Origin of the sequence: Aquimarina macrocephali JAMB N27, from assembly GCF_000520995.1 — a bacterium.
In the GTDB taxonomy this organism is placed as follows: Bacteria; Bacteroidota; Bacteroidia; order Flavobacteriales; family Flavobacteriaceae; genus Aquimarina; species Aquimarina macrocephali.
In genome coordinates this window covers 1-365 of the sequence record NZ_JACA01000140.1, presented here as the reverse complement: position 1 = coordinate 365, position 365 = coordinate 1, and the positions used below count along the sequence as shown (strand labels likewise).

Annotated in this window: 1 protein-coding gene; it reads right to left on the bottom strand. The window is 37.0% G+C overall.

All coding sequences use genetic code 11. From position 1 onward, the window contains the following. On the bottom strand, window positions 1–365 hold a 365-nt coding region (locus Z054_RS29685), incomplete at both ends, for a Calx-beta domain-containing protein (protein WP_035093958.1).

Sequence of the window (365 nt, the reverse complement as noted above, 5' to 3'; positions counted from 1 at the left end):
GCATTTGTATTTGTTAATGCTATAGTTCCTGTAAAAGTTTCCGTAGGTTCTGCGATGATATCCCCGAGTATAGATACAGGTAGATTGATGGAGGTATCCCCGGCAGGTAGTGTATAAGATTGTGCAGTTTGTGATGTATAATCTGTGCCATCCGTAGTTGTTACATGTGCTGTGGTTAATGTAAATGTTATATCTTCTTCAGCTATAATGTTACTAGTCACGGTAAAGTTAGCTGTTTGCGTAGCTTCTGTTTCCGTTATTGTAAATCCAGCAATACTTAATTCTAGGCTATCATTATCATTGATGGTACTGTTTGCAGTAGCTGTTGTAATACTTACTTGTTGTGCATTTGTATTTGTTAATGC